Below are 23,932 nucleotides of genomic sequence, written 5' to 3'. Positions count from 1 at the left end.
GTGCGCGGCACGGGCCAGGACTGGGAGAGGAGGTGGCGTGATGAGGGCGCTCATCGTGGTGGACGTTCAGAAGGACTTCTGCGAGGGCGGACACCTGGGGGTGAAGGGCGGCGCGAGCACGGCGGCGGCCGTCACCGAGTACGCCCGCGCGAGTGAGTACGACCACGTGGTGGCCACGCGTGACTACCACATCGACCCCGGGGAGCACTTCTCCGAGGATCCCGACTTCGTGGACAGCTGGCCCCGCCACTGCGAGGCGGGAACGCCGGGGGTGGAGTTCCACCCCGACTTCGACGCCTCGCTGGCCGAGGAGGTCTTCGACAAGGGGCAGTACGCGTCCGGCTACAGCGGTTTCGAGGGTGTGTCCCGGGACAGGACCCCGCTGGCCGAGTGGCTGAGGGAGCGCGGGGTGGACGAGGTGGACGTGGCGGGGATCGCCACGGACCACTGTGTGAGGGCCACGGCGCTGGACGCGGCGCGTGAGGGCCTGCGTACGCGGGTGCTGCTCGGGCTGACCGCCGGGGTGTCGCGCCCGACGGTGGACGCGGCCCTGGAGCGGCTGCGCGAGGCGGGTGTGGAACTGGAGGGTGAGCCGCGGGTCGGCTGAGAGGCCCTCGCGGCCCTCGTACGGGACGGGGCGGCGGTGTCGGCCGCCGCCCCTGTCCTGTCCCTGCTTCCGTCCCCGGTGCGTCAGGCGACGCCGATGGCGGCGCGCACCCGGTCGAGGGTGGCGCGGGCGCGCCGGCGGGCGCGTTCGGAACCGGCCGCCAGGACCGCGTCGATCTCCGACGGGTCGGCCATCAGTTCCTCGTAGCGCTCGCGTTTGGGGCCGAGCTCGGTGTTGATCGCCTCGAACAGCTCGTTCTTGAGGTCGCCCCAGCCCATGCCGCCCGCCTCCAGGCGCTTGCGCACCTCGGAGACCTTCTCGGCGTCGGCGAAGTGGGTGAGCAGCTGGAAGGGCACCGAGCTGTCGGGGTCCTTGGGCGCCTCGACCGGCGTGGAGTCGGTGGGGATGCGGCGCACGGCCTTCTTGAGCTTGTTCTCCGGCAGGAAGAGCGGGATGTGGTTGTCGTAGGACTTGCTCATCTTGCGGCCGTCGACGCCGGGCAGGATGCTCGCGTCGCTGTCGTCGATGACGCCCTTGGGGACGGGGAAGCCGTAGGCATCGCCGTAGCGGTGGTTGAAGTACCCGGCGATGTCGGCGGTGTACTCGATGTGCTGGGTCTGGTCGCGGCCCACGGGGACGTGGGTGCCCTCCATGACGAGGATGTCGGCGGCCATGAGGACGGGGTAGTTGTACAGCCCCATGTTGACCCCGGCGTCCAGGTCGGTGACCCCCGCCGCGTGGTTGCGGTCGCGGGCGGCCTTGTAGGCGTGCGCGCGGTTCATGAGGCCCTTGGGGGTCAGGGCGCTCAGGATCGTGGTGAGCTCGAAGGTCTCGGGCACCTTGGACTGCTGGTAGACGATCGTGCGCTCGGGGTCGAGCCCGCACGCGAGCCAGGTGGCAGCGCCTGACCGGATGCTGTGGCGGAGCTCGTCGGCTTCCCTGATGGTGTTGAGCGCGTGGTAGTCGGCGATGAAGTAGTAGGTGTCGTACGCCGTGGACGCCTCCAGGGCGGGTTTGATCGCGCCGATGTAGTTGCCCAGGTGGAAGTCACCGGTGGGCTTGATACCGGTCAGGTAGGTGTTCGCTGCCATGCCCTCCAGGGTAGCGGCGGCCGTGGCGGGGATGGGCAACGGTGACGGGCCGTACACGGCCACCGCCGAGCCGGAGGGCGGGGAAGGGCGGCTCCACCGCTCCATGGGAGGCGGCGCCCTCAGCCACGGAGGTGCGCGGGCAGCCAGACGCGCATGGTGGTCGGTCCGCGTTCGGCCCACTGGTGGTACGGGGACAGTGTGAGGCCGACCGCGTCGCCGTCGCCTCTCCCCTCGGCCGCTCCGCCGTACGGCCAGTCGCGACCGGTGGCACGGACCGGTCCGACCGTCCCGCGAACCAGTACCCGTCCGCCCCGGTCGACGGGGGCGACGGAGGGGTCGACCAGGACGTCGTCGAGGTCGACGCCCGTGGGCAGGTCGATCGACTCCGCGCAGTACACCAGGGGTCCCCGTTCCACGGCCACGCAGCCGCGGACGGCGTCGATCCGGTGATCCGGCCAGGTGAGGCGCGGTTCCATCGGAAGGCGGAGGCGGACCTCCTCGCCGCTGGCGAACTCCCGGTCGACGACCGCCACACCGGGTGGGACGGTCCGGCGTCTCCCGCCCTCCTCCAGCACAGCGCCCCCGGCCCACGACGGCACACGCAGCCGCAGGGCCGTCCTCCCCGGTGGCGGGTCCGTGACGCGGACGGTGACGAGACCGTCGCCCGGGTAGTCGGTCTCGACCTCCACTCCGAGGACCCGGCCGTCGTCCAGCGCCGCGACGATCCGCGCTGTGGCGTACTGCAGAAGGGTCAGTCCTCCGTCCCCGGCACTGGCGGCGTAGGTGTGCCATGTGGCCAGCGTGCGCGCGAGGTTCGTGGGGCAGCACGACACGTCGAACCAGGGGGCCCGAACGCCGCTCTCCGCGCGTGGGCTGACGGTGTCGGGGTCCGGCGCGCCCGCCGCGACACGCTGGTGCAGGGGGTTGGCGTAGAAGAACGCCCGGCCGTCGGCGCTCGGCGCGGTCGCCACCACGTTGAGGAACGTCCGCTCCATCAGGTCGGCGTAGCGCGTGTCCCCGGTGGACAGGTACAGCCGCCACGACACCATGATGGAGGCGACGCCCGCGCAGCTCTCGCAGTAGGCGCGGTCCGCCGGGAGCTCCCAGTCCTCGCCGAAGCCCTCGTCCTGGTGGCGTGAGCCCATGCCGCCGGTGATGTGGGTGCGCCGGGCCACCGAGTGCTCCCACTGGCGTTCGACGGCCGTGAGCAGTTCCCGGTCGCCGTGCTCGTCCGCCACGTCCACGGCCGCCGCCGAGAGGTAGAGGGCGCGAACGACGTGCCCGCGCCAGGCGTGTGCGGCACGGACCGGCACGTCGTCCTGGAAGTAGGCGCTGCCCAGGGGTACCCGCTCCCCGCGCAGAGTGCCGTGTCCGCGCCGGTCGAGGAAGAGCCGGGCCTGTTCGACGTAGCGTTCCTCGCCGAGCGCGCGGCCCAGTTCCACCAGGCCCACCTCGATCTCCGGATGTCCGCAGACGGCTTCCGTGCCGCCCGTGCCGAACGTGTCGCAGACGTGGTCGGCGGCCCTGCGGGCGATCTCCACCAGCGCGTCCGGTCCCGTGGTACGCGCCCTGGCCACCGCCGCCTGCAGCAGGTGCCCGGTGCAGTACAGCTCGTGCCCGGTCTCGAAGTCGCCGTACCGAGGCGGCTGGTTCCCGTGCCCGTAGCACGTGTTGAGGTAGCCGTCGTCGTCCTGGGCACGGCCGACGCGCTCGGTGATCCGGCGTACGGCCTCGTCCGCCTCGGGGCGGCCGGTACTCCCGTACTCCCAGGACAGGGCCTCGAGAAGCTTGTAGACCTCGGAGTCGGAGAAGCACCAGCCGGGGCGGTCCGGGCCCGTCGCGTCCTGGGCGACGCGGTCGAAGTTGGCCAGCCAGCCCAGCCGTTCCATCCAGAGCTCGCAGTGCCGGAGCGTCGCGGAGGCGTTGGTCCTTTGCCGCGTTCCCCAGAATCCGGGCCCCAGGGCGATCTCGCCGAGGCCGAGCGGACGGTGACGGCTCCGGGACGGGACGACCGGGCGCCCGCCCGTGGGATCGGTCGGGACGGCGGTCTCGTGGGGGGTCACACGCGCTCCTCGGGTCGGGCGTCGGCCGCATTCATTGTTAGCGCTAACACAGGACCCGTCAACCCCCGAGTGAGGAACAGGTCACACCCGGGCGCCGGCACGGCGGCCGACTCGCCGTCCCCGGTGGGGCCGGACCCCACCGGGGACGGCGCGGGTCAGTCCGCCCCGGCCTGGGAGGACCCGTCGCGGAAGGCCGCCCAGTGCTCGACCATGCGCTTGCCCTGGTCCGCGGTGAAGTGGGTCATGCAGGCGTCGTCGCTGTAGTTCATGAAGTTGGTGACGGGGTCCTCGCCCTCCTTTTCGGGGCAGGTGTCACGGCCCTCGGGGCAGCCGGAGGCGGCCTCGCGCTCGTACGGCGTGTCGTCCACGTAGTCTCCGGGGGCGGTGCAGCCGTTCTGGAAGGTGTGGAAGAGCCCGAGCCAGTGGCCGATCTCGTGTGTGCTGGTGTGGCCGAGGTTGAACTGTTCGCGGTCACCCCCGGGCAGGGTGTCGTGGGCGACCACCACGCCGTCCTGGTCGGGGTTCTCCTCGTAGTCCTGGGGAAAGGTGGAGTAGCCGAGCAGGCCGGGGCCCAGGTCCGCGGTGTAGATGTTGAGGGTCCCGGCGCCGCCCCGGCGCAGTTTCGCGCGGATGGTGTCGCGGTGCTCGTCGAAGCCGGTGAACCAGTCGTCGTCGACCGTGCGGGTGGTCTCGGTCAGCTCGAACCGGAAACCGGTGTCGGCGGCCCCCACCTCCGCGGCCGGCTCCGCGCCTCCGGCGGATCGGGCCGCCGCGTCGGCCCGGCTGCCGCTGTAGGCGGCGTTGAGGACGTCGATCTGCCTCTGGACGCGTTCGTCGCTGACGTCGCCGCGTCCGTCCTCGGCGGAGATGACGTGTACCACCACCGGGACGGTCTGCGGCGGCTGGAGTTCCTGGCCACGCAGGGGCACGAGTTCCTCGCGCAGCCGCTCGTGGTAGCGGGCGGCCTGCCGCGGGGTCAGCTCACCTCTCCCGGGAGGGCGCCCCTCCCCGTCGGGGTCGGTCACCCGTGCCTCCGTACCGGGGAGGCACTCCTCGAACGGGACGGCGTTCTCCACCCGTTGGGCGTGGTGTTCGGAGGAGTCGGGTGCGGTGGCCGCGACCACGCCGGTCAGGGCGAACCCGCACATCAGCAGTCCGGTCCAGAGCGCGGCTGACCCGCCGCGAGGGCTTTGTCCACTCATATAGCGCAACGTAATTGAGTTGATACAATGCGCTTATGACCGTGGCGCGAACTTACGAAGTGTTTGCCCGATTTGGCGGAAGAAGTCCACCGGCGTGTGTCCGCCGGACACGCCCTAACGGCCGCCGACGGCCCAGACCCGGATCTTGGCGATGCGCTCACGGATCTGGTCCGGGGAGGCCTGCGCGACCGGGGGGCCGCCGCAGGCGCGGCGCAGCTCGTTGTGAATCACCCCGTGCGGCTTTCCGGTCCGGTGGTGCCAGGCGCCCACCAGCCCGCTCAGCTCGCGGCGCAGGTCGGCCAGGACCTGGTGGGTGGGGCCCTCCTCCTCGGCGGGCTCCTCCTTCTTCTTCCTGGACCTGATCTCGCTGGCCTGCATGTCGGCCTTGCGCTTGCGCAGGAGCTGGGAGACCTGCTGGGGGTCGAGCAGGCCGGGCAGTCCCAGGAAGTCCTCCTCCTCGGTGGACCCCGGTGCGCCTCCGTACTCGGCGCCGTCGTAGAGGGCGCGGTCGAACTCCGCCGCCGACTCCATGGTCTCGAAGGGCAGTTCCTCCCCCGCGTCGGGAGTGTCCCGCTTCTTGTTGGCCTCCTTGAGGAGGTCCTCCTCCGGGTACTCGTCGCCCTCGGCCGGCGTCCGGTCGAGTACGTGGTCGCGCTCGCGCTCCATCTCGCCCGCGTACTCCAGCAGGGTCGGCACCGAGGGCAGGAACACCGAGGCGACCTCGCCGCGCTGGCGCACACGCACGAAACGGCCGATGGCCTGGGCGAAGAACAGGGCGGTGCTGGTGGAGGTGGCGTACACCCCGACCATCAGCCGGGGCACGTCCACGCCCTCGGAGACCATGCGCACGGCGACCATCCAGCGGTCGTCGCCCGCGGCGAACCGGGAGATCTTCCTGGACGCGGTGGGGTCGTCGGAGAGGACGACGGTGGCGCCCTTGCCGGTGATCTGCCGCAGGATGCGCGAGTAGGCGCGGGCGTTCTCGTGGTCGCTGGCGATGACCAGCCCGCCCGCGTCCGGATGGGTCTTGCGGACCTCCGTCAGGCGGCGGTCGGCGGCATGGAGCACCCGTTTGATCCAGTCGCCCTTGGGGTCCAGGGCCGCGCGCCAGGCCTGGGACAGGGCGTCCTGGGTGAGGGGCTCGCCGAGCCGGGCGGCCAGCTCGTCACCCGCGCGGGTGCGCCAGCGCATCTCGCCGGAGTAGGCCATGAAGATGACCGGGCGCACGACGCCGTCGTCCAGGGCGGGACCGTAGCCGTAGCTGTAGTCCCAGGAACAGCGGCGCACCCCGGCGGCGTCCTGCACGTAGTCCACGAACGGGATGGGGTTGATGTCGGAGCGGAAGGGGGTCCCGGTGAGGGAGAGCCGTCTGCTCGCCGGATCGAAGGCCTCGCGCGCCGCGTCACCCCAGGACAGGGCGTCGCCGGCGTGGTGCACCTCGTCGAAGATGACGAGGGTCTTGCGCGCCTCGGTGCGGTTGCGGTGCAGCATCGGATGGGCGGCCACCTGGGCGTAGGTGACCGCCGCACCGACGTACTGGCGGCCCAGCGCGCCCTGCCCGTTGCGAAAGTCCGGGTCGATGGCGATGCCGAACCGGGCGGCGGCCTCGGCCCACTGCTTCTTCAGGTGCTCGGTGGGGCACACGATGGTGATGGCGCGCACCGCGTACCGCTGGAGGAGTTCGCCGGCCAGGGTGAGGGCGAAGGTGGTCTTGCCCGCGCCGGGAGTCGCCACCGCGAGGAAGTCGCGTGGTTCCCGGCGGAAGTACTCCTCGTACGCCTCCCGCTGCCAGGCGCGAAGGCCCCGAAGCCGATCCTCCGTCGTGGTCTGCGTCACCGTCATGCTTCGAACCGTCCCCCATTGCTCACCTGCAAGAGGTTAGCGGGCACGGCGGACCGGTCCGGGATACCGGCCGGCGGCGCCGCGCGCATGGCGTGTCCCCGTCCGGTCCGAGGCCGTCGGCCCCCGTCCCCGGGAACCCCCTCCCCCTCGGAAGGCGTCGCCTACTCCGGTTCCCCGGAGGACCCTTCCTCCCCGGTCCCGGTCCCTTCGACGGCACCCTCCCCGCCACCCTCGCCGGAGCCCCCGGCGCCCTCGATGTCGACGGCGCCGTCGTTGAAGGGCATGTGCGGGGAGATCGCCGGGAAGGCGAAGAGCCACAGCAGCACGGCCGCGCCCGCCAGCAGGCCGACCGCCATGATGAACTTGGAGGCCCAGGGGCCGGGCAGGACACGCCAGATCAGACCGTACATTCGCGTTCCTCACTCGTCCTCGTCGGCTTGGGGTGCCATGTGCTCGATCGTGTCGGGCATCCCCTCGGACTTGGGTGTGGTCTCCGCCAGTTCCGCCCAGACGATGAGGCGGTGCGTGTTGTTGAGCTTGGGCGCGCATGTGGTGAGGGTGAGCAGGGACCGCCCGGGCTCCTCGTCGGTGGCCTCGTCGAACGGGTCGGGCTCGACCACCCACACGTCGGTGGGCAGCACCGTCTCCTCCCGGAAGACCTCGTAGGTGTAGAAGTTCTCACCGTCCTCCAGGACCATGACGTCGCCGTCCTCCAGCAGGTCCAGGTCCCAGAACAGGCCGGGGGTGCGGTGGGCGGCCACCGCGTAGTTGCCCTCGTCGCCGGGACCGCTGGAGTACTCGGTGTAGTGGCCCGGGCTGTAGCGGATGTCATCCGGCGTGGTGCCGTTGACCACCACCCAGTCCAGGTCCAGGGACGGCATGTACAGGCGGCTGTCCGCGCTGCCCGGAAGCGGCTCGGAGTCCGGCCCCGCCTCCTCGGCGGCGCTGTCGGCGGCCCATGTCTCCTCCAGGCCCTGGACCAGGTCCTGCTGCTCGCGGTCGGTCTCCCACTGGGAGCCGTAGACCTCGTAGGACGCGTAGAAGAGCATGAGCAGGCCGGCGGTCAGCATGACCTCGCCGAAGAACCGGACGACGCCGCGTACGACGTCGCCGGGTGTGGCCCCGGCCCTTCGGGCACGGCGGCGCCGACCGCCCGAAGCCCGACGCCCGCGCCCCTTCCCGCCCTCGGAGCGGGAACCCTCGTGGAACTGCCGTTCAGTTGTGGACACCAATACGACCTACTTCTGTGGAAGCTTCCGCGCGCACCGGACACCTGCCGAAAGGGGTACGACCAGCGGAACCCCGGTACGCGGGTGCGGTAGGACTTCGACCTCGTGCTGGTAGACGGAGCTGAGCAGCGACGCTGTGAACACGTCGGCGGGGGTGCCCTGTGCGGCGACCCGCCCTCCGGAGAGTATCGCCACACGATGGGCGTAGGCTGCCGCAAGCCCCAAATCGTGCAGGACCACGATAACCGCACCACCGCGCTCGGTGAGTCGGGAAACCACATCCAGGACGAGTGCCTGGTGCCGAAGGTCCAGCGCGGCGGTCGGCTCGTCCAACAGGAGCAGCTGGGTGTCCTGGGCCAGGACGCGGGCGAGCATCACCCTCGCCCGCTCTCCCCCCGACAGTGTGGGGAAGCGCCGGTCGGCGAGGTGGGCCACCCCCGTGCTCTCCATCGCGGCCGCGGTGGCGGCGCCGTCGTCCGGAGCGCCCGCCCCCGCCCAGGGCGCCCGGCCCATGGCGACGAGCTCGGCGGCCGGGAAGGGGAAGCTGACCGTCGCCTCCTGCGGCAGGACCGCCCGGCGCAGCGCCAGCTCGGGCGGGGTCCACTCGGTGAGCGCCCGACCGGACAGGTACACGGTGCCCTCGTCGGCCTCTCCCCTGCCGGACGCTCCTGCGGTATCCCCGGACAGGGCGGCGAGCAGGGTGGACTTGCCCGCGCCGTTGGGTCCCACCAGCGCCAGCAGCTCCCCGGAGCGGACCGTGAGATCCACCCCGTCCAGGATGGGGCGGCCTCCCCGGCGGACGGTGATCCCCTCGGCGCTCATGACCACACTGCCCGGTGGAGAGCACTCGGGCCGGGCAGGGGCTCGGGACAGGGGCGCGACGGCGGAGGCGACCCTCCGCCGCAACCTGGCGAGGGCGTTCACGACCAGCCTCCTTGCCGGACTCGGGTGCGGTGGAGCAGGTAGAAGAAGAACGGTCCGCCCAGGGCGGCGGTGACCACGCCCAGGGGGATCTCGACGGGAGCGGCGACGGTGCGGGCGAGCAGGTCGGCGGCGAGCAGGAGCAGGCCGCCGCCCAGCGCGCCGGCGGGGAGCAGGACACGGTGGCCGGGTCCGCTCACCATACGGATGATGTGCGGAACGACCAGGCCGATGAACGCGACGATCCCGGCGAAGGCGACCGCGGCCGAGGTCAGCAGCGCCATGGCACCGATGATCACCAGGCGCATGCGTTCGACGTCCACGCCCAGGTGGCGCGCGGGACCCTCGCCGAGGGCGAGCAGGTCCAGACGACGCGCGTAGAAAGGGATGACGGCCAGCCCCAGCAACAGGCACGGGGTGATGGCGGCGACCTTGGACCAGGTGGCGGTCGAGACGCTGCCGAGCTGCCAGAAGGTGATGGTCTGGATCTCGGCGTCCTGGGAGAAGTTGGTCATCAGGCCGATGGCCGCACCGGCGACGGCGTTGACGGCGATACCGGTGAGCAGCAGGGTGACCACCTCGGTCCGCCCGCGCGAGCGCGCGAACACGTACACGAACAGCGTGGTGGCCAGACCGAACACGAAGGACGAGGCGATGATCGTCCAGTGGCCGAGGACGGTCAGGCCGGTGAAGATGACCACGATCGCGCCGACGGCCGCGCCCGAGGAGACACCGATGACACCGGGCTCGGCGAGGGGGTTTCCGAAGACGCCCTGCATCATGGCGCCCGCGCTGCCCAGGGCGGCACCCACCATGACGGCGAGCACGACACGGGGCAGCCGTACGTCCCACAGCACGGTGTGGGCGATCTGGTCGGGCGGGGTCCCCACCTCCAGGCCCAGGGCGTGCAGGATGGAAGCGGCCACCTGCCCAGCGGGAATGGGGTAGGCGCCGACACCGGCCGCGACCACGGAGACCATGACGAGTCCGCAGGCCAGTCCGGTCAGCAGCAGAGCGGCGCGCAGACGGCGCAGGGCCCCTCGACGGCCCGTGGCCGGCACTCGGACGCCGCGCCCTCCGGCTTCCGCTCCGGAGCCCCCGCGGTCGTCGGCGGCCCCGGACGGGGCGGTCACTGCCCTGCCTCCGGGGCGCGCACGGTGGCGAGTTCCTCGGCGAGCGCGGCGATGACCTGCGGGGTTCGGGGGCCGAAGTTGAGCAGGACGCCGTCCTCGAAGTCGATGACGGCCCGCTCGGCCCCGGCCGGGGTCTGGGCCACTCCGGGGATCTCCATGAGTCCGTCGACACCGCCGACGGAATCCAGCCCCTTGGTCATGACGAGGATCACATCGGGCTGGGCCGCGATGAGGGCCTCGGTGGTGATGGGTGTGAAGGGTGTGCTCAGCCCCATCTCCGCCCCGGCGTCGCGTGCACCGACCTCGGCGAGCAGGGCGTCGGCTCCGGACCCCGGTCCACCGAGGAGGTAGACCCCCGCGGTACCGCGCAGGTAGAGGAAGGCGACGAGGGGAGCGCCGCTGACCTCGGTGGAGTCGGAGCGGACCCGGGCCATCTGTTCCCGGGTCCGCTCCGCCAGGGCCGTGCCGCTGGACGGAACACCGAGCGCCTCGGCCACGCGCTCGAAGCGCGCGTACATCCCGTCGACGGACCAGGCCTCCTCGACGACGACCACGGGGACACCGGAACGCTGGATCTGTTCGAGGGCCTCGGGCGGACCGGTCTGGGTGTCGGCGAGCACGACCGTGGGCCCCAGTGAGAGTGCGCTCTCCGCCGAGACCTCGTGGCCCTCGCTGACCGTGGGCAGGTCGGCGGCCTCCCCGAAGGTGGCGCCGACGTCGCGGCCCACGACGTTGTCCCCCAACCCGAGGGTGAAGACGATCTCGGCGAGGCTCCCGGTGAGCGGAAGGACGCGGCTGACGTCGGTGACCTCGACCTCCTCGTACTCCAGGGGGTCGGAACTGGTGCGGTACGGGTCCAATGTCACCGAGTCGACGGTGACGGGGAGGCTGGGCTCGGTGTCCGCTTCCAGGACCTGGAGGCGGTTCTCGGAGAGGTCGGGGATGCCGGTCGCGCCGGCGCCGGAGGACACCGGATCCCGGTGTCCTCCGGCGCCGCCTCCGGTACATCCGGCCAGGGCCAGGGCGAAAGCGCAGGCCACGGCGGAGACGCGTATCGCGGCGGGACGGAGCGGGGTGGTCCGGGGGGCTCGTCGGGGGTCACCCAAGGGGGGCCGGGGGCCGGTGCGGAGCATGGCGGTCGCTTTCGTGGGTCCGTGTGCCGGAGTGCCCTCCGGGAGCGGGTGCGGCGGGACACTTTTATGACACCTCGTCATCATCTTGACAAGTCAGAGGAGTCGGTGCTCAACTGTTTCGACACGGACCTGACCTTAGGCAAGCCTCACTTAACAAAGGCAAGCATAGCCTAAGTCAACTCCCCCCTTCTCGCGGGCGGTCCGACCGAATCCGCACGAACGCGAAGGCCCCTGATGCAAACAGCGGTTTCTCCCCACCCGAGGCACGGGCGGCGAAACGTACTCCTCCCGTTCCTGGCACTCACCGCCGTCATGGCGGTCCTGTACGCACCGACGACGGCGCTCGCCGAACCCGTCCCCGCTCCCGGAACCGACCTTCCCCGTGTCACCACCGTCGACCGGACCGAGGAGCTCGACCCCGAGGGCGACACCGTCACCGTCACCGGCACCGGGCACGATCCGGGTTCCCTGTTGCGGGCCACGACCTGGGCCGTTCCGGCCGAGGCCGCGAGCAGCGGCGGCGCGGAGGCGGTCGCCGACACCGGCAACGCGGTGACCGTTCGGGCCGACGGCCAGGGCACCTTCGCCCTCACCCTGACCACCGGCACCGGGTTCGCCACCGACGCCGGCCTCGACGCGGCCGGGGTCCCCTTCGAGATCCGCCTCGTCGAGAGCGGGCCCGCCCCGGCCGAGGAGGAGGCGGAGCCGTCGGCGGAGGACGGCCGCGCTCCGGAGGACACCGGCGAGGACGGCACCCGGGCGAGCCCGGAGGACGGGGGCACCGGCACCGTCGACGAGGACGTCCCGGCCCTCTTCACCGCAGCCGGAACGAGCGCGCTCGCGTCCGTGCCCCGTGCCGCCGTCCCCGCCGCGGTCGTCGGACAGGTCCCCGTGACCTTCGCCGCCCCGGCGCCGGCGCCGGCGCCCCAGGCCCCGCCGCAGCCCCAAGCCGCCGTTCCGCAGGCCCCTGTGCCCCGTGAGCCCGGCGACCCCGCCCTGAACGTCTCCAGGACCAGCGGACTCGATCCGGACGGAGAGACGATCACGGTCACCGGATCCGGATACGACACCTCCAAGGGCATCTACGTGGCCCTGTGCGACACCAGCCACGCCGGTCCCGACCAGGCTCCCAGCCCGTGTATCGGCGGGGTGGACATGGAGGGCACCGGCAACTCGTCGGCATGGGTCTCCAGCAACCCGCCGCCCTACGGCGAGGGCCTGGCCGTCCCCTACACCGGCGGCGGTGCCGACGGCGGGTTCAGCGTCCGCCTGCGGGTGAAGGCCAGCGACGAGAACACCGACTGCACCGGCTCCGGCGCGGAGTGCGCGGTGGTCACCCGCAACGACCACACCCGGTCCAGCGATCGGAGCCAGGACGTATTCGTCCCGGTCTCCTTCGCCGAGGGCGCCGGAGGCGACGGCTCCGGCTCCGGCTCCGGGGACGGCTCGGGAAGCAGCGGCACCGGCAGCGGCACCGGCGGCACCGGAACCGGGGGCTCGGGGGACTCCGCAGGCTCCGGGGCCGGCGGCGGAGACGGCCGCCTGCCCCGTACCGGAGACGCCCTGCACGGACTGGTCCTGGCCGCCGTGGTCACCACCCTGACCGGTGCCGCCGCACTGGCGGCCACCCGCCGCCGCGCCCGTCCCCTCCCCGCCGACACGGCCTGACAGCTCGGTGTCCGCCGTGCCCTCCCGGCGGACGCGCCCCACCATCCGTTTCCGGCACCGGCCGGAAGCCTCCCCATCCCCTCACGGATTGGATCAACGAATCCCATGACCACCACCCCGACAAGCGGATACGCGGCACCGGGCAAAGCCCGGCGGATGCTGCGCGTCCTCACCTCCTACGCGGGTCTGGCCGCACTGGGCGGCACGCTCGCCGTGGCGGCGGCCCCGGCCGCCTCGGCCGACGAGGTACTCCCCCTCACCGGGGGCTCCGCCGCCTGGGGCGTGAAGGAGTCCTTCCGCGGCTACGTGGGCAGCCCGATCGCGCACGGTGGCTACGAGGCCTCCGGCGGCGCGACCGTCCTGGCCGACGGCACCGTCGACTTCCCCACCGCCGGGGGCTCGGTCTCCAAGGAGGACGCCTCCGGCGACGTGAGCTTCGAGGGAACCGTCGTCTTCACCGGCCACGACTACGGCCAGGGCCCGGTCCTGGAGGTGCGCGTCTCCGATCCCCGAGTGGAGTTCGAGGGCGACACCGCCACGGTCTACGCCGACGTCACCAGCCGCGAGTTCGCGGGCGCCAACCCGAGCCTGCCCCCCGGCGACCTGATCGAGTACGGGCAGGTCGCGGTCACCGAACTGACCGGTGCCGAGCTCACCGTGGAAGAGGAGGAGATCGTCTTCACCTCCCAGGCCGGCGCCCTGCACGCCGACGCCGTCGATCCGTTCGCGGGCTTCTACGCCGCGGGCGCCACGATGGACCCGCTCTCCTTCACCGCCGGGATCGGCGACGTCACCGAGCCGGGCGGCCCCGGCGAGCCGGTACACGACCCCGGGGTCACGGTGGTCCCCTCCGAGAACCTGGACCCCGCGGGTGACACCGTCACCGTCGAAGGCACCGGCTTCCGACCCGGCCAGGGCGTCTACGCGGCCCTGACCGCCGCCCCGCAGTCAGCGGACTCCTACCCCGGCCACCACACCGGCGCGGTGTGGCTGCGCGGCGCCGACGCCCCCGGCGAGGACGGGTCCTTCAGCACCGACGTCCAGGTGACCGGCTCCTACAGCAAGGACGGCACCGCCTACGACTGCGCCGAGACGCAGTGCTACGTCGCGGTCTTCAACGACCACACCGACATCGCCAACCGCGACCAGGACGTGTGGACACCGGTCTCCTTCGCGACGGAGGACGGGCCCACCGACGAGCCGACCGATCCGGGCGGCGAGCCGACCGACCCCGACGCACCCGAGGAACCGCTCACCGTCCACAACGGCCGCGCGGACTGGGGAGTGAAGGAGTCCTTCCGCGACTACATCACCGGCAGCATCGCGCACGGCGCGATCACGCCCCGGGACGGGGCCACCAGGAACGAGGACGGCACGTTCGCCTTCACCGGCGGCAGCGGCGAGGTAGACCTGTCCGAGTCCGTCGCCGACATCTCCTTCGAGGGCACCGTGGCCTTCGAGGGCCACGCCCATGACGGAGCCGACCCGCTCCTGATGATGACGGTCAGCGACCCGCGGGTGGAGATCGACGGCGACGCGGGCGTGCTGCACGCCGACGTGACCAGCAAGTCGCTGAGCGGCGGGGAGTCCGTCACCTACGAGGACGTGGCCTTCGCCGAACTGGACCTGGCCGACGTGGGGTACACGCTTGAGGACGACGTCCTGAGCTGGGATCCCATTCCCGCCTCGCTGGCCGCCGAGGGCGTGCCCGCGTTCGCGGACTTCTATTCCACCGGCGAGGCCCTGGACCCGCTCACCCTGACCGTGAGCGTGGGCGAGGACGCCCAGGTCCCCGGCGGTGGCGGTGACGGCAGCGGCGACGGCGACCCCGCTCCGGGCCCCGGCGACGGGGACGGGGACGGCGGCCTGCCCAACACCGGTACGGCCCTGACGGGTCTGCTGGCCGCCGCGGCGGTGGCCGTCGGTGCGGGCGGTGTGGCCGTGTACGCCTCACGCCGACGCCGAGACGGCTCCTCCCTGGAGCCCGAGGCTCCGTAGCCGGTCCCGACAGCGCGAAGGCCTTGGCACACACCGTGTGTCAAGGCCTTTTCGTGTACCGCCGCCGGGCGGCGTACCCGTGGAACGGGCCGCGGGGAGGGACCCTACTTCTTCGTCATCTCCTCGTACGTCCTCTTGCAGTCGGGGCACACGGGGAACTTCTTCGGGTCCCGGTGGGGCACCCACACCTTGCCGCACAGGGCGATCACGGGATCACCGGTCACGGCGCTCTGGGTGATCTTCTCCTTCTGCACGTAGTGGGCGAACCGCTCGCGGTCCCCGTCGTCATGGGAGATGTCCGGTTTGGTTTCGCTGTCCGGAAGGACCTTGTTGAGGATGTCCATCGCCATAGTGCCTCACACCTTTCGACGTCTGTGTTCCACGGTATAGGGTGTCGCGGCCCACCACGGCGGACTCAGTTCATGGTGGGATCGTCGGGGTAGGTGGACAGCAGTGCCATGTCGCCGCCCTGACGGCGCAGCACCCGCGACCACAGGCCATCGGGAGCGGTGGTGAAGACGTCGTCGGCGACCGCGTCGACCACGTACCAGGCTCCCTCGTCGATCTCCCCGGCGAGCTGTCCCCCGGTCCATCCGGCGTAGCCGGCGAAGACGCGGAACGCGCCGAGTGCTCCGCCCAGTACCTGGGGAGGGCCGTCGAGGTCGACCACACCGAGCCCGTCCAGGCCCAGGTGCGGGTCCAGCCCCTCCAGGGGGGACCAGCCGGGCGGCGGCTCGTCCGGCCCCACCGCCCCCAGGGCGATGCCGGAGCCGACGCCGACCGGCCCTCCGGAGAACATCACCGCCGGTTCGCTCGCGTAGGCGCCCCAGTCGGTGACGACCTCGTCCACGGACATGTCCAGGGGACGGTTGAGGATCACCCCGAGGGTGCCGTCGGGGGTGTCGTCCACGACGAACACCACCGAGCGGCGGAAGGAGTCCTCCTGGAGGAGTGGGGCCGCCACGAGGAGGCGCCCGATCATCGTCGGCTGGTCCATGCTCCACACCTACCCGCAACCGCCATCGATTCGACGGTGTTCCCCGAGCCGTTGCCGAGACGAGTCCCCGAGGGCGTCACCCGCCCTTGGCGGCCCGTCCGGCGACCTCGCGCACGGCGGTGGCCACGTGGTTGGACAGGTCGGAGTGGAACACGCTGGGGATGATGTAGTTCGGGCCCAGCTCGTCCTCGGTGACGACGTCGGCCAGGGCCTCCGCGGCGGCGACCATCATGTCCGAGGTGACGTCGCGGCTCTGGGCGTCCAGCAGACCGCGGAAGACACCGGGGAAGACCAGCACGTTGTTGATCTGGTTGGGGTAGTCGCTGCGACCGGTGGCGACGACGGAGGCGTGCAGGTGCGCGACGTCCGGGTCGACCTCGGGGTCGGGGTTGGCGAGCGCGAAGATGATGGAGTCCTCGTTCATCTCGGCGATGTCCTCGCCGCCGAGCACGTTGGGGGCCGAGACCCCGATGAACACGTCCGCTCCGGCCACGGCGCCACGCAGGTCGCCGTCGTAGCCGCCCGGGTTGGTGTTCTCCGCGATCCACCGCAGGGTGGGGTCCAGGTCCTCACGGCCGGTGTGCACGGCGCCGTGGACGTCGCTGACGATGACGTCGCGCGCCCCCGCGTGCATGAGCAGTTTGAGGATCGCGGTACCGGCCGCTCCCGCGCCGGACATGGCGATGCGGACCTCGCCGAGCTTCTTGCCCACCACGCGCAGCGCGTTGCGCAGGGCGGCGAGCACGACGATGGCGGTGCCGTGCTGGTCGTCGTGGAAGACGGGGATGTCGAGCAGCTCGCGCAGGCGGGCCTCGACCTCGAAGCAGCGGGGCGCGGAGATGTCCTCCAGGTTGATGCCGCCGAAGCCGGGGGCGAGCAGCTGGACGGTGCGCACGATCTCGTCCACGTCCTGGGTGTCCAGGGCGATGGGCCAGGCGTCGATGTCGGCGAAGCGTTTGAACAGGGCCGCCTTGCCCTCCATGACGGGCATGGCGGCCTCGGGGCCGATGTTGCCCAGGCCCAGGACCGCGGAGCCGTCGGTGACCACGGCGACGCTGTTGCGCTTGATGGTCAGGCGGCGGGCGTCGTCCTTGTTGGCGGCGATGGCCTGGGACACGCGGGCCACACCGGGGGTGTAGGCCATCGAGAGCTCGTCGCGGTTGCGCAGCGGCACCTTGGACTTCATCTCGATCTTGCCGCCCAGGTGCATGAGGAAGGTGCGGTCGCTGACCTTGTGCACGACCACGCCCTCGACCGTGCCCAGGGCGTCGACGATGGCCTGTGCGTGCTCGGTGTCGCGTGCGGCGCAGGTGACGTCGATGCGGATGCGCTCGTGCCCGGCGGCGGCCACGTCCAGGGCGGTGACCATGCCGCCCACCTGCTCCACCGCGTTGGTGAGGCTGCCGACCGCGCTGCCCCCAGCGTCCAGTTCGAGGCGGACGGTGATGGAGTAGGAAACGCTGGGAAGGGTGGCCACGTGTTGCTCCTTGGCTCTGGCTGGGTGTTGTGCGTCCGTGGGGCACGCGGGCGGTCCCACTGGTGAGGCGGTCGCCGGGCATGGCGTCACCGGGCGTGCGAACGTCGGGGGTGTCGCGTGTCCGGTGCACGCGGTACCACAGGCCACCGGTGCGCGGGACCCGGTTCCGGGGGGCCGATCCGGATCCGCAACCGAGTCGCCTTACCTTACCCGAGTCAAGCGCCCACCGTCAGTACAAGGTGACAATTGCCGCTTTGGTAAAAAATCGCACAATTTATGTCGGCTCCGAGGTGCCGCGGCGGGCAACACCCGGGTCGGCGTCCGGAGGGGCGGAGCGGTCGCTCGCGGCCCGCACGACGAGGTCCGCGCAGGCCTCCAACGACAGCGACAGCGCGTCCAGGACCAGGTGGTAGTGGCGCGGGTCGGCGGGATCGGTCCGGTAGAAGCGCCGCACGTAGGCGGCCCGGGCCCGGTCGTTGTCGTCGAGCAGGCGCAGGGTGGGCTCGCCCTCCCCTCCGCCGTGGCCGCCGCCCCCGGCCAGGCCACCGGACTCCCACAGCGCCCGCGCACGGCGCAGGCGCGCGTGGCGGCCACCGTCCAGGCGCACGTGCAGGGCGGTGGGGTGGTCCGCCAGGACGGCGGCCCCGGCCCGGCCGAGGACGACACCGCCGCTGTGGGCGACCTCCCCGATGACCCGCTCGGTCTGCTCCACGAACTCGTGGTCGTGGAGGAGGCGGCCCTCGCCGTTGGTCACGCCGATGAAGGCGGTGTCCACACTGCCGAGGGTGACGGTGGGCAGACGGGCCGCGCTGGAGAGCAGGCGTTCGAAGCCGCCGGGCGCGCGGTCGTCGCGCTGGAGCACCTCGTCCAGGGAACAGCCGATCTGGGTGGCCACCGCGCTGGGGATCGCGCGGTCGAGGAAGGCGACGCCGAGCCGCGCGGCGACGGCCGGTCCCACGACGCCGCCCCCCGCGCCGTAGGTGGCCGAGACCGTGACCACGGGCGCTCCGTGCCCGCCGGGGGTGTCGTCGATCACCATGGGATACCTGCCGGATCGCCGTGCGGGCCGTCGGCCCGTCTCATGGCGGGGTTGTACCCGCGTGGGCCGCGTCCATCCCGCGGGCGGACGGGTGTCCGGGCCCTTCGCCCGGAGGGGCCACGGGGCGGCCCGCCGGTTTCCCGTGGGCGCCCCGTTCCCTTCCCTCTTCCTTCGTCCCCGGCTCAGAACAGCGCGGAGGTGAGCTTGCGGCGGGCGGCGCCGATCCTCGGGTCGCCCGGGGGCAGCAGCTCGAACAGCTCCAGCAGGTGGGCGCGTGCCCGGTTCCGGTCCTCGTCGCGTGTGTTCCTGACCGTGGTGATGAGGCGGTCGAAGGCGTCCTCGAACTTGCCGCCGTACATGTCGGCGTCGGCGGCGGTGATCTGGGCGTCGACGTCCTCGGGCCGGTCGGCGGCGGCCTGCCGGACGGCGTCCGGGTCCACGTTCTGGAGGCGGCCGAACAGGCGGACCTGGGCGAGCTTGTTCTTGGACTCGGCGTCGCCGGGGTCGGCCTCCACGGCCTTGGCGTAGGCCGCCTCGGCCGCCGCGAAGTCGCCCTGGTTCAGGGCCTCCTCGGCCTCGACGTCCACGGGACGGGCCTGGGGCTCCTCGGACTGGTCGGGGACGGCGCCCTCCGCGCCGGGCTCGCCGGTGATGGTGCCGGGGTGGCCCTGGGGCAGCGCCCCCTGCTCCTTGAGCGCGGCGAAGGCCTCGACGAGCCAGCCGGTGAGCTGCTCCTCCGTGGCCGGACCCGCCGGGCCGGGCAGGAGCTGGCCCTGGACGACCACGACGATCATCGGGGTCGTGGACACCCGCAGGGCCTGGACCAGCTGCGGGCTGGCCTCGCTGTCGACCTTGGCCAGGGACCAGTTGCCGCCGGAGGCCGCCGAGAGCTTGTCCAGGGCGTCCTCGACCTGTTTGGACTGCTCCGACCAGCCGACGAGGACGGCCAGCACGACCGGAGCGGTCATGGACCGTTCCAGGACCTGGGCCTGGAAGTTGGACTCGTCGACGTTGACGGCGTAGGGATTGGATCGACCCGTCGACTCCGCCGCACGCTGCTTGGCCTCGCGTTCCATGGCCGCCTTGCGCGCGCCGAGGTCAACGGCACTGTTCGGTGAAAAGTCCGAAGGCTGCATGCTTCCATCCTGCCGCATACGCGGGCGGGAGCGGACCGCGTTCCACATCTGTCCGTCGGGCAGGGGCCCGACCCCCGTTCCCGGGCCCCTGCCCTTCCCTTTCCTCGCCTCAGCCCCTCCTGAGGCCCCTCCCGGGGAAAGGAAACTCTCACTGCGGCGCACCCGGAGCAGTCACCAGCAGGTGTGAAGGAGGGTCGCGACAGAAGCGGTGCGCTCCGCTGGGGGAATGCTGTCCGTCGCCTCACACGCAGGGTTCGCCCGGAGCACTACGGAGCATCACGGAACACCACAGCCCCGTCCTTCACAGTCCCAGTCTGCAAGTCAGATGCCGTGTCCCGCGAGGATCTGCGAACCATTCCCAAAGTTGCGGTCCCGGACGCAATGCGGTCGTTACGATCTGGGACATGATGCAACCCTTCCCCGCGCAGATCACGAAGTGGCGTGATCTCCGAGGCCTCACGCAGAGGCAGTTGGCGGCCCGGCTCGGCACGTCCTCCTCGTCCCTTTGCAGATGGGAATCCGGCGAAAACACCCCGAAACGGGACCATGTGGAAAAGCTGGACGAGCTCCTTCAAGCGTCCGGCCGGCTGTTGAAGGTCTGGGAGACGCAGACCGTCGGCTCCTCCCTCCCGACGTGGATGCGGGACCTCTGGCAGCTGAAGGAGGAGGCGGTCCACATCGAGTTCCTGTCCCCCGTCCTGGTTCCCGGGTTCCTGCAGTCCCCCGGCTACGCGCGGATCGTCTTCGAGCACGGGCAGCCGCTCGCCACTCCGTCCGAGATCGACCACCTCGTCTCCATGCGCTGCGCCCGCTATGAGCGCCTGCGCGAGCGCAACGACCCCGAGGTGGTCGCGGTGTTCCCCCACAGCGCGCTCACCTGTGTCCCCGACGAGGTGCGGCGCGAACAGGCCTCGCACCTGGTCTCACTGGCCCGGAGCGGGAGGGTCCGCACCCACCTCGTGCCGGAGGGCTCGGCCCTGATCGGGATCACCTCACCGCTGCTGCTGTGCCGCCTCGTGGACGGGTCGCGGGTCGCCTCCAGCGACCACGTTTCCGGTAACGTCCTCTATGACGAAGGAACCGGATTCGACCGACTGTCTGAGCTGGTGAAACGCGCCCTCGGCAGCGCGTTTCCCCCGGAGCAGTCAGTACAGGTCCTCAAGGGGTTGAGTACGTGACCAGTGAGTGGCACAAGTCCAGCTACAGCAGCACGGGCGGACAGTGCGTCGAGGTACGTGAGCACGAGACCGGGACGGACGTACGCGACTCCGTCCATCCCGATTCGAGCTGTCTGTCCTTCCCCCTTGTTCAGTGGGTGTCCCTGACCACACACGCGGACGCCGTCTGAGCCGACAGGACGAGGGCCCCGCCGGAAGTCCTCCGGCGGGGCCCTCACGCGTGTGCGGCGGACACACACCGCCGCGCGGCGGGCGGCGCCCGCCGAACACGTCCTCACGTCCGTGTCAGAACCTCGGCTCCTCGGTGTAGGTCCCGAACTCCTCTCCCATGGCCGCGCAGATCTCGCCGAGCGTGGCCTCGGCGCGGGCCGCGTCCATGATCAGCGGGATCAGGTTGCGGTCGCTCGCGCGCACGCCCTCCACCAGTGCGGCCAGGGCACGGTCCACGACGGCGCCGTCGCGCCGGGTGCGGCGCTCGCCGAGCACCCGCTTCTGCTCGTGCTCGACCTCGTGGCTGATCTTGAGGATGTCCAGCTCGCCGGAGACGGTGTTGGTGTGGCAGTTGACGCCCACGATCCGCTTCTCGCCCTTCTCCAGTGCCTGCTGGTACTGGAAGGCGGACTCGGCGATCTCGGAGCTGAAGTAGCCGTTCTCGATCCCGGCGAGGATGCCGGAGGTCATGGAGCCGATCTTGTGCTCGGCCTCCTCTCCCCCGCCCATGCGCATGATCTGGGCGAAGATCCGCTCCGCGTCGGCCTCCAGCTCGTCGGTGAGCGATTCCAGGTACCAGGAGCCGCCGAGCGGGTCGGCCACGTTGACCACCCCGGTCTCCTCCATGAGGACCTGCTGGGTGCGCAGGGCGATCTCGGCGGACTGCTCGGTGGGCAGGGCCAGGGTCTCGTCCAGAGCGTTGGTGTGCAGCGAGTTCGTGCCGCCGAGGACGGCCGAGAGGGCCTCCACGGCGGTGCGCACCACGTTGTTGTAGGGCTGCTGCGCGGTCAGGGACACCCCGGCGGTCTGGGTGTGGAACCGCAGCCACTGGGCCCTCTCGGTCCTGGCACCGTAGACGTCCCTCAGCCAGCGCGCCCAGATGCGCCGTGCGGCGCGGAACTTGGCGATCTCCTCGAAGAAGTCGATGTGCGCGTCGAAGAAGAAGGACAGGCCGGGAGCGAACCTGTCGACGTCCAGCCCCCGGGACAGGCCCAGCTCGACGTAGCCGAAACCGTCGGCGAGGGTGAAGGCGAGTTCCTGGGCGGCCGTGGCACCGGCCTCGCGGATGTGGTACCCGGACACCGACAGCGGCTTGTACGCGGGGATGTTCTCCGCGCAGTACTCCATGAGGTCGCCGATCAGCCGCAGCTGCGGCTCGGGCGGGTACAGCCACTCCTTCTGGGCGATGTACTCCTTGAAGATGTCGGTCTGGAGCGTGCCGTTGAGGGTGCTGGTGTCCACCCCCTGACGCTCGGCCGCCACCAGGTACATGCAGAAGGCCGGGACGGCCGGGCCGCTGATGGTCATGGATGTGGTGGTCTCGCCGAGCGGGATCCCGTCGAAGAGCAGGTCCATGTCGGCCACGGAGTCGATCGCCACGCCGCAGTGTCCCACCTCGCCCAGCGCGTGGGGCGAGTCGGAGTCGTAGCCCATGAGGGTGGGCATGTCGAAGGCGACCGAGAGCCCGCCCCCGCCCGAGGCCAGGATCATCTTGTAGCGCTCGTTGGTCTGACGAGCGTTACCGAACCCGGCGAACTGGCGGATGGTCCACGCCCGCCCCCGGTAACCGGTGGCGTACAGACCGCGCGTGTAGGGGTACTCCCCCGGCCAGCCGATGCGCTCGAAACCGGGGACCTCGGCACCGGTCCGGGGCCCGTAGACGGGCTCCAGGGTGCGTCCGGACAGGGTCGTGAAGTCGGCGTCGCGTGTGCGCGCGGAGTCGTAGCGGCGCTGCCAGCGCTCTCGCCCGGCCTCGATCTCCCCGGCCCCGCCGCCGTTGGTGGGGTCGTTCGTGGTGTTCGCCATACCGAGATAGTAGGACGTCCAAGTAATGATGTACAGCGAGGGAACCCGTGGCGCCCCGGGGACGCGACGGGCGGGTCAGCGGCCCTCGGCGGCTTCCGAGACGGGTGCGGGGAAGTCCCCGAAGTCCACCCTGAGCCTGGTGAACATCTCGTGCATGCGCCACAGCTCCTCGTCGGAGTAGCAGGACAGGCCGAAGTCCATGGACAGCAGCGCCCGAGTCGCCTCCTCGGTGACCCTGCGCCCGGAGTCGGTGATCTCGGCCAGCACGCCGCGGCCGTCGCTGGGGTTGGGGAGGCGGTACACGAAGCCCTGCCCCTCCAACCGGTCGATGGTGTTGGTGACGCTGGTCGGGTGCACCATGAGGCGCTCACCGATCTTGCCCAGGGGAAGGGAGCCGGAGCTGCTGAAGGTGAGCAGGACGAGCGCCTCGTATCGGGCGAAGGTCAGGCCGAACGGCTTGAGGGCTCCGTCCAGCTCCCCTATCAGGATCTGCTGCGCGCGCATGACCGAGGTGACCGCGGCCATGGCGGGCGAGGCTCCCCATCTGCGCGTCCAGTTCTCGTGCGCGCGCTCGATCGGGTCGAACGGAAGATTCAACGGATTACCCACGTCGCCACTCTAGCCAGGGGTGGGCACAGCACTCGCCGGAACCGTGGAGGGCCGGGCCCTCCCCCGGACGGCCCGGCGCGGCCGCGCCGCCTCCGGTGCCCGCGGAGGCAGCGGATCCGGCATTCCGGACAGGCGCGGCATGGGCGCCGCACCGGCGTGGCAAGGGCGTCCGCCCGGGGCGGGACGACGGGCACACGTGCGCCACCCGACACCGGATGCGATAACAGACACATGGAAATAAATCAAGGATTTTCCATGGCCACAAGGGGACAGATGACGTTTTCGGAATCCGGTCCACCCCGCCATCTCGGAAGATTCGGATCCGACGCGGGGAAACCGCCGGAAAGTCACGACATGGACGTTGACGGCACCCGGAATTATTAGTTAAGTTTCCTAAAAATTTATCCTCCCACGTCAGAGGCACAGGAGTGATCACCTGGCCTCACTTGGACCGTGAAACACCTCCGTAGGAGGGCGCCGACCCAGGCCGCGAACCACCGCTTTCCGCAGCCGCCCGAACGCAGACCGTCCCACCCGCTCACGGTGCGGCTGCCGACACATCCCCCGATCCCCGCTCACTCACCAGGAGATAC

Annotated in this window: 21 protein-coding genes; 5 read left to right on the top strand and 16 right to left on the bottom strand. The window is 71.3% G+C overall.

All coding sequences use genetic code 11. The features are described 5' to 3' along the window. The first annotated feature begins 40 nt into the window (after positions 1-40). Positions 41-607 carry a nicotinamidase gene (locus FYX01_RS23325; protein ID WP_150245080.1) on the top strand — a complete coding sequence of 189 codons (567 nt, stop codon included), beginning with the start codon at positions 41-43 and terminating at the stop codon, positions 605-607. An 83-nt stretch (positions 608-690) separates the two neighbouring features. Here FYX01_RS23325 and FYX01_RS23320 read toward each other — a convergent pair whose 3' ends face one another. The 9 genes from FYX01_RS23320 to FYX01_RS23280 all read right to left on the bottom strand — a co-directional run bounded on the left by FYX01_RS23320 (position 691) and on the right by FYX01_RS23280 (position 11,221). Continuing rightward, positions 691-1,698: a tryptophan--tRNA ligase gene (locus FYX01_RS23320; RefSeq protein ID WP_150245039.1), complete on the bottom strand. Its 1,008-nt coding sequence runs from the start codon at positions 1,696-1,698 to the stop codon at positions 691-693. A 119-nt stretch (positions 1,699-1,817) separates the two neighbouring features. Further along, on the bottom strand, positions 1,818-3,761 hold the full coding sequence (locus FYX01_RS23315; protein WP_150245036.1) for a glycoside hydrolase family 127 protein: 1,944 nt from the start codon (positions 3,759-3,761) through the stop codon (positions 1,818-1,820). Positions 3,762-3,916: 155 nt separating this feature from the next. Next, positions 3,917-4,909 (bottom strand): zinc metalloprotease, encoded by a 993-nt coding sequence (locus FYX01_RS23310; protein WP_150245077.1) that lies wholly within the window; start codon positions 4,907-4,909, stop codon positions 3,917-3,919. Positions 4,910-5,077: 168 nt separating this feature from the next. Next, positions 5,078-6,805 carry a DEAD/DEAH box helicase gene (locus tag FYX01_RS23305; RefSeq protein ID WP_150245033.1) on the bottom strand — a complete coding sequence of 576 codons (1,728 nt, stop codon included), beginning with the start codon at positions 6,803-6,805 and terminating at the stop codon, positions 5,078-5,080. Between the two features lie 161 nt (positions 6,806-6,966). Then, positions 6,967-7,215, bottom strand: coding sequence for a hypothetical protein (locus FYX01_RS26360; RefSeq protein ID WP_190394459.1), 249 nt, complete (start codon positions 7,213-7,215; stop codon positions 6,967-6,969). Between the two features lie 9 nt (positions 7,216-7,224). After that, on the bottom strand, positions 7,225-8,037 hold the full coding sequence (locus FYX01_RS23295) for a class E sortase (protein WP_150245030.1): 813 nt from the start codon (positions 8,035-8,037) through the stop codon (positions 7,225-7,227). Between the two features lie 6 nt (positions 8,038-8,043). Next, a complete protein-coding gene (locus FYX01_RS23290; RefSeq protein WP_150245027.1) occupies positions 8,044-8,958 on the bottom strand; it encodes a heme ABC transporter ATP-binding protein in 915 nt (304 codons plus the stop codon). Beyond that, complete coding sequence (locus FYX01_RS23285; RefSeq protein ID WP_150245074.1) at positions 8,955-10,016, bottom strand: FecCD family ABC transporter permease; 1,062 nt, start codon at positions 10,014-10,016, stop codon at positions 8,955-8,957. The genes FYX01_RS23290 and FYX01_RS23285 overlap by 4 nt, the downstream gene beginning before the upstream one ends. Positions 10,017-10,084: 68 nt before the next feature. Beyond that, positions 10,085-11,221: a heme/hemin ABC transporter substrate-binding protein gene (locus tag FYX01_RS23280; RefSeq protein WP_150245023.1), complete on the bottom strand. Its 1,137-nt coding sequence runs from the start codon at positions 11,219-11,221 to the stop codon at positions 10,085-10,087. Between the two features lie 312 nt (positions 11,222-11,533). On the opposite strand from FYX01_RS23280, the gene FYX01_RS23275 reads away from it, so the two are divergent. Beyond that, on the top strand, positions 11,534-12,889 hold the full coding sequence (locus FYX01_RS23275) for a cell wall protein (RefSeq protein WP_317846088.1): 1,356 nt from the start codon (positions 11,534-11,536) through the stop codon (positions 12,887-12,889). Between the two features lie 105 nt (positions 12,890-12,994). Continuing rightward, positions 12,995-14,887: an HtaA domain-containing protein gene (locus FYX01_RS23270; protein WP_150245017.1), complete on the top strand. Its 1,893-nt coding sequence runs from the start codon at positions 12,995-12,997 to the stop codon at positions 14,885-14,887. Positions 14,888-14,991: 104 nt separating this feature from the next. Here FYX01_RS23270 and FYX01_RS23265 read toward each other — a convergent pair whose 3' ends face one another. The 5 genes from FYX01_RS23265 to FYX01_RS23245 all read right to left on the bottom strand — a co-directional run bounded on the left by FYX01_RS23265 (position 14,992) and on the right by FYX01_RS23245 (position 19,536). Then, positions 14,992-15,237: a DUF3039 domain-containing protein gene (locus tag FYX01_RS23265; RefSeq protein WP_150245014.1), complete on the bottom strand. Its 246-nt coding sequence runs from the start codon at positions 15,235-15,237 to the stop codon at positions 14,992-14,994. Positions 15,238-15,302: 65 nt separating this feature from the next. Continuing rightward, positions 15,303-15,884: a YqgE/AlgH family protein gene (locus FYX01_RS23260; protein ID WP_150245010.1), complete on the bottom strand. Its 582-nt coding sequence runs from the start codon at positions 15,882-15,884 to the stop codon at positions 15,303-15,305. A gap of 76 nt (positions 15,885-15,960) precedes the next feature. Next, a complete protein-coding gene (locus tag FYX01_RS23255) occupies positions 15,961-17,361 on the bottom strand; it encodes an NAD-dependent malic enzyme (protein ID WP_150245006.1) in 1,401 nt (466 codons plus the stop codon). Positions 17,362-17,635: 274 nt separating this feature from the next. Continuing rightward, positions 17,636-18,400 (bottom strand): cytidylate kinase-like family protein, encoded by a 765-nt coding sequence (locus tag FYX01_RS23250; RefSeq protein ID WP_150245003.1) that lies wholly within the window; start codon positions 18,398-18,400, stop codon positions 17,636-17,638. A 182-nt stretch (positions 18,401-18,582) separates the two neighbouring features. Next, positions 18,583-19,536 carry a tetratricopeptide repeat protein gene (locus tag FYX01_RS23245; RefSeq protein WP_150244999.1) on the bottom strand — a complete coding sequence of 318 codons (954 nt, stop codon included), beginning with the start codon at positions 19,534-19,536 and terminating at the stop codon, positions 18,583-18,585. 404 nt (positions 19,537-19,940) lie between these two features. On the opposite strand from FYX01_RS23245, the gene FYX01_RS23240 reads away from it, so the two are divergent. After that, positions 19,941-20,714, top strand: a complete 774-nt coding sequence (locus FYX01_RS23240; protein WP_150244996.1) for a helix-turn-helix domain-containing protein — start codon at positions 19,941-19,943, stop codon at positions 20,712-20,714. Then, positions 20,711-20,884 carry a DUF397 domain-containing protein gene (locus tag FYX01_RS23235; RefSeq protein WP_150244993.1) on the top strand — a complete coding sequence of 58 codons (174 nt, stop codon included), beginning with the start codon at positions 20,711-20,713 and terminating at the stop codon, positions 20,882-20,884. Before FYX01_RS23240 ends, FYX01_RS23235 begins: the two co-directional genes overlap by 4 nt. Before the next feature lie 115 nt (positions 20,885-20,999). Here FYX01_RS23235 and FYX01_RS23230 read toward each other — a convergent pair whose 3' ends face one another. Beyond that, entirely contained in the window at positions 21,000-22,730 is a 1,731-nt protein-coding gene (locus FYX01_RS23230; RefSeq protein ID WP_150244990.1) for a coenzyme B12-dependent isobutyryl-CoA mutase large subunit, read from the bottom strand. 75 nt (positions 22,731-22,805) lie between these two features. Then, entirely contained in the window at positions 22,806-23,327 is a 522-nt protein-coding gene (locus FYX01_RS23225) for a MarR family transcriptional regulator (RefSeq protein WP_150245071.1), read from the bottom strand. Positions 23,328-23,932 lie beyond the last annotated feature (605 nt).

It is taken from the genome of Nocardiopsis quinghaiensis, assembly GCF_008638365.1.
Classification (GTDB): domain Bacteria; phylum Actinomycetota; class Actinomycetes; order Streptosporangiales; family Streptosporangiaceae; genus Nocardiopsis; species Nocardiopsis quinghaiensis.
This window is presented reverse-complemented; position numbering and strand designations above follow the sequence as displayed.